This is a genomic window from Simkaniaceae bacterium (genome assembly GCA_021734805.1).
Lineage (GTDB): Bacteria > Chlamydiota > Chlamydiia > Chlamydiales > JACRBE01 > Amphritriteisimkania.
Map to the genome: position 1 here is coordinate 1 of JAIPIG010000052.1, position 8,314 is coordinate 8,314.

General features: G+C 44.1%; 8 protein-coding genes. 5 read left to right on the forward strand and 3 right to left on the reverse strand.

The window, feature by feature from the left end; translation table 11 throughout:
* Positions 1–164 precede the first annotated feature (164 nt).
* On the reverse strand, positions 165–1,163 hold the full coding sequence (locus K9M07_07855) for an NAD(P)-dependent glycerol-3-phosphate dehydrogenase (GenBank protein MCF7853132.1): 999 nt from the start codon (positions 1,161–1,163) through the stop codon (positions 165–167).
* A 714-nt stretch (positions 1,164–1,877) separates the two neighbouring features.
* Here K9M07_07855 and K9M07_07860 point away from each other — a divergent pair.
* The gene (locus K9M07_07860; protein ID MCF7853133.1) at positions 1,878–3,317 is read left to right on the forward strand and encodes an ATPase; all 1,440 of its coding nucleotides are present in this window, start codon (positions 1,878–1,880) and stop codon (positions 3,315–3,317) included.
* On the opposite strand, the gene K9M07_07865 is transcribed toward K9M07_07860, so the two are convergent.
* Together K9M07_07865 and waaF are read right to left on the reverse strand one after the other, a co-directional pair.
* Positions 3,225–4,169, reverse strand: coding sequence for a glycosyltransferase family 9 protein (locus K9M07_07865; GenBank protein ID MCF7853134.1), 945 nt, complete (start codon positions 4,167–4,169; stop codon positions 3,225–3,227). The two genes, K9M07_07860 and K9M07_07865, sit on opposite strands and share 93 nt — an antisense overlap.
* Positions 4,170–5,177 carry a lipopolysaccharide heptosyltransferase II gene (gene waaF, locus K9M07_07870; protein MCF7853135.1) on the reverse strand — a complete coding sequence of 336 codons (1,008 nt, stop codon included), beginning with the start codon at positions 5,175–5,177 and terminating at the stop codon, positions 4,170–4,172.
* 123 nt (positions 5,178–5,300) lie between these two features.
* On the opposite strand from waaF, the gene ruvC reads away from it, so the two are divergent.
* From ruvC to K9M07_07890, 4 genes are all read left to right on the forward strand, one after another.
* Complete coding sequence (gene ruvC, locus K9M07_07875) at positions 5,301–5,801, forward strand: crossover junction endodeoxyribonuclease RuvC (GenBank protein MCF7853136.1); 501 nt, start codon at positions 5,301–5,303, stop codon at positions 5,799–5,801.
* Positions 5,794–6,390: a Holliday junction branch migration protein RuvA gene (ruvA, locus tag K9M07_07880; protein ID MCF7853137.1), complete on the forward strand. Its 597-nt coding sequence runs from the start codon at positions 5,794–5,796 to the stop codon at positions 6,388–6,390. Before ruvC ends, ruvA begins: the two co-directional genes overlap by 8 nt.
* A gap of 58 nt (positions 6,391–6,448) precedes the next feature.
* Complete coding sequence (gene mnmE, locus K9M07_07885) at positions 6,449–7,825, forward strand: tRNA uridine-5-carboxymethylaminomethyl(34) synthesis GTPase MnmE (GenBank protein ID MCF7853138.1); 1,377 nt, start codon at positions 6,449–6,451, stop codon at positions 7,823–7,825.
* 232 nt (positions 7,826–8,057) lie between these two features.
* Entirely contained in the window at positions 8,058–8,222 is a 165-nt protein-coding gene (locus K9M07_07890; GenBank protein MCF7853139.1) for an ATP-binding protein, read from the forward strand.
* The last annotated feature ends 92 nt before the right edge of the window (positions 8,223–8,314 follow it).

Sequence of the window (8,314 nt, forward strand, 5' to 3'; positions counted from 1 at the left end):
GTCGGTAGGATAGAATCTGTATCGATATGATCTATTTACAATTTTCATATTATCGTTGTAACACACCATTAAGTATCGTGCAAGAAGAAAAGATGGCTTATATCCCCACGCCTAAAGGCGGGGGTTTTACGCCGTCAGCAATAAACTTCTAAATTTATTTCCACTTAAAGATTTTCGTCTTTAATCTCTCTGCTAAAGAGAGCTTTCACCGCCTCATGGGGATCGAGATGTTTGTAGATGATATCGTAAACGGCGGATGTAATCGGAAGAGGGATACCCGCCTTTTTGCTCAGCTCCATAGCTGAGACGACAGTGTATGAGCCTTCGACAACCATGCCGATTTTTTGCTTTGCCTTTTCGACATCGATACCCGATGCGATGAGATTGCCAAAACGATAATTGCGGCTCTTATCGGAAAGAGACGTGACGCATAAATCGCCAAGGCCCGATAACCCATTGAGCGTTTCGGGCTTTGCCCCCTTATAAGGAGCTAGCTTGCGCATCTCATGCAGACCGCGAGTAATCATCGCCGCCTTAGAATTTTGGCCAAAACCAAGTCCGTCGGAAATGCCCGATGCGATGGCCACAATATTTTTCATGGCTCCACCAAAAGCCACTCCGAGCAAGTCGGAGTTGGGATAAACCCGGAAATAAGAAGAGCTAAATATCTCTGAAATCGTATTGCGAATTTCAGGGTCATAAGAAGCGGCAACAACCGATGTTGGGATTTTGTGCAATACTTCATCCGCTAAGCTCGGCCCACTTAAGATGCCGATTTTATTGCGATATTCTTGACCTAAGACCTCAAGCGCTATTTCAGGAAGTAAATGCCCCGTCCCCTGCTCAATTCCTTTTGAGGTCATCACAAAGGGGACGCTCATCGGCTGAATCTCTAAAATTTGTTCGAGCACAGGCCGGAGTCCCTTAGCCGTTACAGACTCAATGATGATATCCATTCCTTGAACGGCATCTTTTAACTCGGTTGTAAATTGTAATTTTTGTTCGACATGAATGCCGGGGAACTTGGGATGCTCTCGAAGATCTCTCAGACCTTGGATCACATCGGTTTCAATAGACCACATCACAACATCATGCCCGTTATGAGCGAGTAAATTAGCTAAGGCAAAAGCCCATGCACCTGAACCGAGATATCCTATTTTCATCAATTTGACAGCGTGGAAACCTCGTTCTTTGGGACGAGGAGGAAACGCTGCTCCCTTGTTGTTAAGTTGTTAAAAAAGCGGGGGATTGCTCCCCCTAGCACTTACGTGCAATCGCCACTTGGGTTTACACCCTTGTGGGTAATGTCCTCCTCGCCAATGTTATGGAGCGGTTTGTATGTCAGCAGCACGGGCCTAAACCCCTTACACCTGTTTAACCACTGACCCCAGAGCTTGGGACTGGAGTAGCATCCCAAGGTGCCTATATATTCGCTCCTAACGTAGTCCCTTTTAGAGGGCTAACCCTCAAGGCGGACTTAGGCTGGTCAACGCGAGGCTTTTTTACAAGCCTTCCCCTTCAGGGGAGGGTAGTTGACTTTCCTTCCATCGCATCATGTGATTAAAAAATGGTGATCATGCCATATCCCTCAAAAAAAAGCATCTACAAAACAATCACTTTATTTTACACAATCCCCCCCCCAATATATTCGAAGATATACCGGGAGTGATTAAAAATTCCCTCCATGAATAGAGGAGTTTTTTTAATGAAAATCGATATAGTCTTAAAACTTAGACTGTTATATCTGATAACACTTTAAGATAACCGCGATAACCTTTAATGCTCATTATTGCTAAAATAGCGTTTTGAGCAAATTATTTTGACTTACAATACATCTCATTATAAGATTTAGTGTAAATTGAGCGAGAGAAGTTATAATGACAAATCCAATATTTATTGGTCGTAAAAATGAATTAGAACGCCTAGGCGCACTACACAAGAAAAAAACACCCGGCTTAGTTGTCGTTAAAGGCAGACGACGAGTTGGTAAAAGCCGCTTAATTCATTTCTTTGCATCCAAGCATATAGAAGCTAAGCTTTGGGATTTTGCAGGTCTAGCCCCACAAGATGGCATGGATGATCAAAGTCAGCGGGATCATTTTGCGAGGCAACTTGCAACCCACTTAAAACTCCCCCCCTTCACCTTCCAAGATTGGACTGATGCATTTGAGCACTTGAGCCGTCACATTAATGCCGGGGACATCATTTTATTAGATGAGATTTCATGGATGGGATCCAAAGACCCGAGCTTTATTCCAAAGCTGAAGGCTTGGTGGGACAAACAACAACTTCCCATTATGGTTGTATTTTGCGGATCTGTTTCAATATGGATTGAAGAAAATATTTTAAAAAGCACTGCCTTTTTTGGTCGTATTAATCTCACGATCACTTTAGAACCCCTCCCTATACCGGATGCCAATAAGCTACTTAGAGCCTCCGGGTTTCAGGGTTCTGATTATGACACCTATAAACTACTCAGCATCTTAGGGGGTATCCCATGGTACTTAGAACAAATCACACCCGGCCAAACCGTTGATGATTTAATCAAGCAATTATGCTTTGAAAAAGACGGTCTATTGGTTTTGGAATTTGATCGCATTTTTCATGATTTATTTAATGGTAAAGGGGCTTCCTATAAGAAGATACTAGATAGTCTAAAAGAGGGCATGAAAACATTAGCAGATGTACGCAAACTCACGGAGTTCCCGCATAGCGGCACGTTAAGCAGCCTTATGGAACATTTAATAATCGCCGGTTTTGTTCAAAGGCAAAACCTGTGGTCCTTTAAAACGAACAAACCACTGAAACAAAGCTTGTATTGCATCTGTGATCCTTACATGCGCTTTTATCTAAAATTAATAGAACCCCGGCGTAATAAAATTGATCTGGGAGAGTTTCAAAATACAAATATATCAAGCCTACCGGGATTTGAAGCTCATATTGGGTTGCAATTAGAACAGTTGCTTTTGCAAAACAGGCGGATATTACTTAAGGCTATTGGTATTAACCCGGCAGATATCATTGCTAGCGGCCCATTTAGACAGTCTAAAACGACAACTAAAGCAGGATGCCAAATCGATTACTTAGTGCAAACGACAACTAAAAATTTATTCGTCTGCGAGTTTAAATTTAAACGCCGAGAAATAGGTACAGACATCATATCACAAGTCCAAGAAAAAATTAGCGCACTAAAGGTGCCAAGAGGGTTTGCTGCGATTCCGGTTTTATTCCATATTGGCGGAGTTTCCACCAATCTCGCTACTGGTGATTATTTTTATAGAATGATCGATATCGCTGATTTTTTGGAAATGGCATAAGACCTCACTGACACTCAAGTCAGCGAGTTTCTCTCGAATCAGTGGAATATGCTCAAGTTGTGGATTAGGAGAGGCAACTTGTGCTTTTAAAATTCCCTGCCTAGGATCGGACCAGAGTGAAATGAGCTTGAGAGGAAACGATTCATCGATGTAGTAGATGAGCGATAACACTCCGGAATCGGGCGCAATGAGATGCGAGCAGCGATTTTTAATGAGAGACATCATCTCAAGAAGCGATGTTTTTCCCCTCAAATCTGTAACGTTACACATGGCAAAATCATCGGTCGGACTCAATCCGAATAAAATCACTTCATATCCCCCCTCTCGAGTCACTCGCTCAATCAGCTCTCTCCAATGCTCTATCGGCCAATTTTTCTCATATCCATAGAATTGCCCCGTTTCGCTCGAGACATGCATTCCAATACAGTGCCTTTTTCCACAAGGGATAGGATCGAGCTCACGACTCCACTTCAGTTTTGGAGTGATTCTACCGAGTTGATCCTGTAGCCAGTAGGTCGGATCGGGTTTTTCCAGCACGACATCAAACTCCGATCGAGAAGGCAGTCGCCCCGGCTCATAAACTTCCCCCCTTTTCATTGCGGGGTCGATGATCACCTTAACACCTTCCACTAAACGAAAAGCCTCTTCTAAATCAGAGCGCGTTAAAAATGTAATCTCTGCATTGGGAATATACTCTTTAATGCGCAGCACGAGGCCATACAAGCCAAGCGCAATATCCCCCATGCCCCGATTCCAAACAATTAAAAAGCGGTATTGCCCTTTTCGCTTGGCTCTCACGAGAAGTCGACGAAAAGGATTGGGCAAGAGACGGCGAAGAAGGCGTTTTAACATTTAAATTCCCCGGGTTTGCATGCTATCCATGAGCTGAGTGATCACTTCATCGACCTCAATTTGTTTCATGCAACGAAAATCAAGAGGGCACACCCTCTTATAGCAAGGAGCACATGAAACGCGTTTATGAATCACTTTTCCCCATTGATAAGGGCCTGTTTTGACATCAGATGTTGAACCGAATAGCGCAAGCAGTGGCACCTTCAAAGCCGCTGCAACATGCATGGGCCCACTATCATTCGTAAGAAAGCCGCTACACTCAGCGATGAGCGCTACCATTTGCCGAAGCGTTGTCTTTCCGGCTAAGTTGATGACTTGAGGAGGCAAAGCGCGGCAAATACCATTGATCATCTCCCGACTCTTTTCATCGCCGAAAAAGAGAATTTGGCACTCCGGATCTTGCTGAATAAGCTGCTGCGCTACTGCCTCAAAACGCTCGGGAAGCCAACACTTCGCAGACCCATAAGCAGCTCCCGGATTGATCCCAATCCACTTCGCTTCAGCATTTCCACCATAACTCATTATAAAATCACGCGCTGAAGCTCTCTCCTCTTTGGAGACATAGAGCTGCGGCACTGAATGACTTGGAGGGATACAAATACGCGCAAGTAGCGCTTTATAAACTGAAACTAAATGTTCGTTTTCGATATTGCTTGGAACATCCACTGCATGTGTGAAAAAAAATCGACGATAGGGGTAAGAAAAACCAACAATATTTTCTACACCGGCGCGAAAAAACCAAAACGCCGATGAGAGAGAATTGGGCAAAACAACCCCTAAATCATATTTCTCTGCGCGTAAAACTCTCACAAGATTGTGATTAAAGAATTTTTTGAACTGATTTTTTTCTTTCTTAAACGTAAGAATCGTATCGAGATGGGGATTATTCTCGAGAAGTCCCTTCAATGACTCTGAGCAAAGCGCCGTAATATGTGCGTAGGGGAAAGCTTTGCGCAGATCTTCCAAAAGGGGCGTAGCCATAACAAGATCGCCAATCCAATTGGGCATACGCACAATAATTTTGTGATAATGCGTAGTAAAGGGAATCAATCCAATGCCTTGCAGAAATTCTTATTTGTGATAGCATACCGCTTAATGAGGATTGATGCAATATTAGCTTAAAGGTAGTTCATGCCCCCCGGGAAGAAAAAAATTATTTTGGGAATCGATCCCGGTACGCGCATTACCGGATATGGCGTGATTGAGCAATTCTCGCAAAAAATGACAGCCCTTGATTATGGCAATATCTATGCAAAATCAGATCGTCTTGAAACGTGTTACCTGATCATTTTTAACCGAATAGAAGAGCTGATCTCCCTTCACAAGCCCGATGCGATCTCCGTCGAAACACAATTTGTTTATAAAAATGTGCAAAGCTCGATGAAGCTCTCAATGGCAAGAGCCATTGTGATGCTGGCTGCTGCAAAAAATAATATCCTTCTTTATGAATACGCTCCGCGCAAAGCAAAAATGGCCGTGACCGGCAATGGGAGCGCCTCTAAACACCAAATTCAAAAAATGATTGCAATGCTTCTTAATCTCAAACAATCTCCACCGGAAGATGCTGCCGATGCCCTATCGCTTGCCATCTGCCATGCCCACCACTTTAAACCGGGACTCAACTATGTATGATTATATTCGAGGAACTCTTGTTCAGCTCAAACCCACTCAAGCCGTTGTCGAAGCGGGTGGCATGGGATTTTTAATCCACATTCCCCTAAGCACCTTCTCCGCTCATCTTAAGGTAGGCCATGAAGTGCAATTTTTTCTCACCCCTATCTATCGAGAAGATTCACAACGCCTGTTTGGATTTATCAACAGAGAGGAGCGCGAATCATTTGAAAAACTGAGCCATATCTCCGGCATTGGCCCCAAAACGGCACTCTCCCTCATTGGACACATGTCACTGCGCGACCTCAATAGCGCTATTCAAAGCTCAAATGCCAAACTCATCGCTAAAGTTCCCGGTATTGGCAAAAAAACAGCCGAGCGGATCATCGTCGAGATGCGCGACAAAAAGCTCTCTCAGCCCTCGATCCCGACAGGTTCGATCGTCTCCGAAGAGGACCATCTCTTCAATGACGGCATCAATGCACTGATTCACCTCGGTTACCAAGATCAAAAGGCTTATCAAGTGATTGAGAAGGTGATGAAAGGGCAAGAAGAACACCCCCTTACGCTCGAAGAGGTGATTAAACAAGCCCTTCAAATCATTGGCTAGACTTTCCCGTGAAAAATTGGTATCATTTAGCCCATTTTTAACTCACCTCACCACAAAAATGGGCTTTGCAAATTCAATAGAAGAACTGACTCAAACGATTGCCGCTATCGCTACGCCTCCGGGTGAGGGTGGGATCGCCGTTATCCGCATTTCAGGTCAACATGCCCTAGACGTCGCATCAAAACTTTTTTCTAAAGACGTGATGCAGCTCCCCTCTCATACGGTGCATTTTGGACACGTTTTGACTAAAGAAGGTGAGCGCCTCGATGATGTCCTTCTCATTGTGATGAAAGCCCCCCGCTCATTCACCGGAGAAGATACCGTTGAAATCCATTGCCATGGAGGTCTCATCATTAGCCGCAAAGTGCTTGCACGCGTCTTGGAATGTGGCGCCGCACCTGCAGGTCCGGGTGAATTTTCAAAAAAAGCTTTTTTAAATGGGAAAATCGATCTCTCCCAAGCAGAGGCCATTCAAGAACTAATCTCTGCTAAAAACGATCTCGCCTGCTCAGCTGCTGAAAATCAACTGCAAGGCGCCCTATCTAAACGGATTCAATCCCTCCAAAAAACCCTCACACACATCGCCGCCATTATCGAAGCTTGGGTTGATTACCCCGAAGAGGGGCTTGAGTTTGCATCCGAAGAAGAAATCCTCGATCAACTGACAACGATTCAACACCACCTAAACGCCTTAATTAAAGGCTTTCGCGATGGACGCATCTTAAACCATGGCCTTAATCTCTGCATCCTCGGATCCCCCAATGTGGGTAAATCATCTCTGATGAATACCCTTCTCGGTTACGATCGCGCCATTGTAACCGATATCGCCGGCACCACACGCGATGTGCTGCAAGAAACCCTCAAACTCGGTGATCTCCATTTTAATCTCATTGACACGGCAGGGATTCGCGAAACGGAAGAAATCATTGAACAAGAAGGCATCCGCCGCTCGAAAAAAGCTGCGATGCAAGCCGATCTCATCTTAACCCTTTTCGATGCAACCCGCGCCCCGACCCAAGAAGAGATCGATCTCATTGCATCACTTCCTGCCAATAAAACCCTTCTCGTTTGGAATAAAATGGATTTGCCTCACGCCTCTCCCCTTGAAATCGCCCCCCTCTTTGCCGTTCATATCTCAGCCAAAGCTCAAATGGGCATCGATCAACTCAAACAAGCGATTGAATCCATCCTCTGGCAAGGAGAAATGCCCTCGAAAGATCATATTTTTTTGACGCAAGAGCGGCATTATACCACGCTCTGTGAATGCCGAGCCTCTCTTGACCGGGTGATCGACGGGTTAAGAAGCGGCCTCTCTGCCGAATTTATCTCTTTTGATCTAAGAGATCTCCTCAAACGACTCGGCACCATCATCGGAACAGATGTCACCGAAGATATTTTAAATGAAATCTTTTCTAAATTTTGCGTCGGAAAATAACCTCTATCCATTGATGTTCTTCTTATCTTCTTTATTTTCAGCGTCTTACAATTATTAAAATCTTTCCCGTATTAATCAAAATCTGATCAAAAAGAGACCGGTGATCCTTTTTGCGATAGATGGTACGATTTGGTACGATTGCGGTAAATTGGTACGATTTGATACGAATTTGCGATAGATGGTACGATTTGGTATGATTGTGATAAATTGGTACGAATAGGGGCACAAGATAGTGGGCGATTTTTTTCAAGAAAGGGAATCAAAAGTTCTCGAATTCAAATCAACAGTGAAACGATTTGAAGGGATTATTAAAACTGCGGTGGCATTTGCAAATGGCGTTGGAGGAAAAATTATCGCTGACGGCGTAAAACCCCCGCCTTTAGGCGTGGGGATATAAGCCATCTTTTCTTCTTGCACGATACTTAATGGTGTGTTACAACGATAATATGAAAATTGTAAATAGATCATATCGATACAGATTCTATCCTA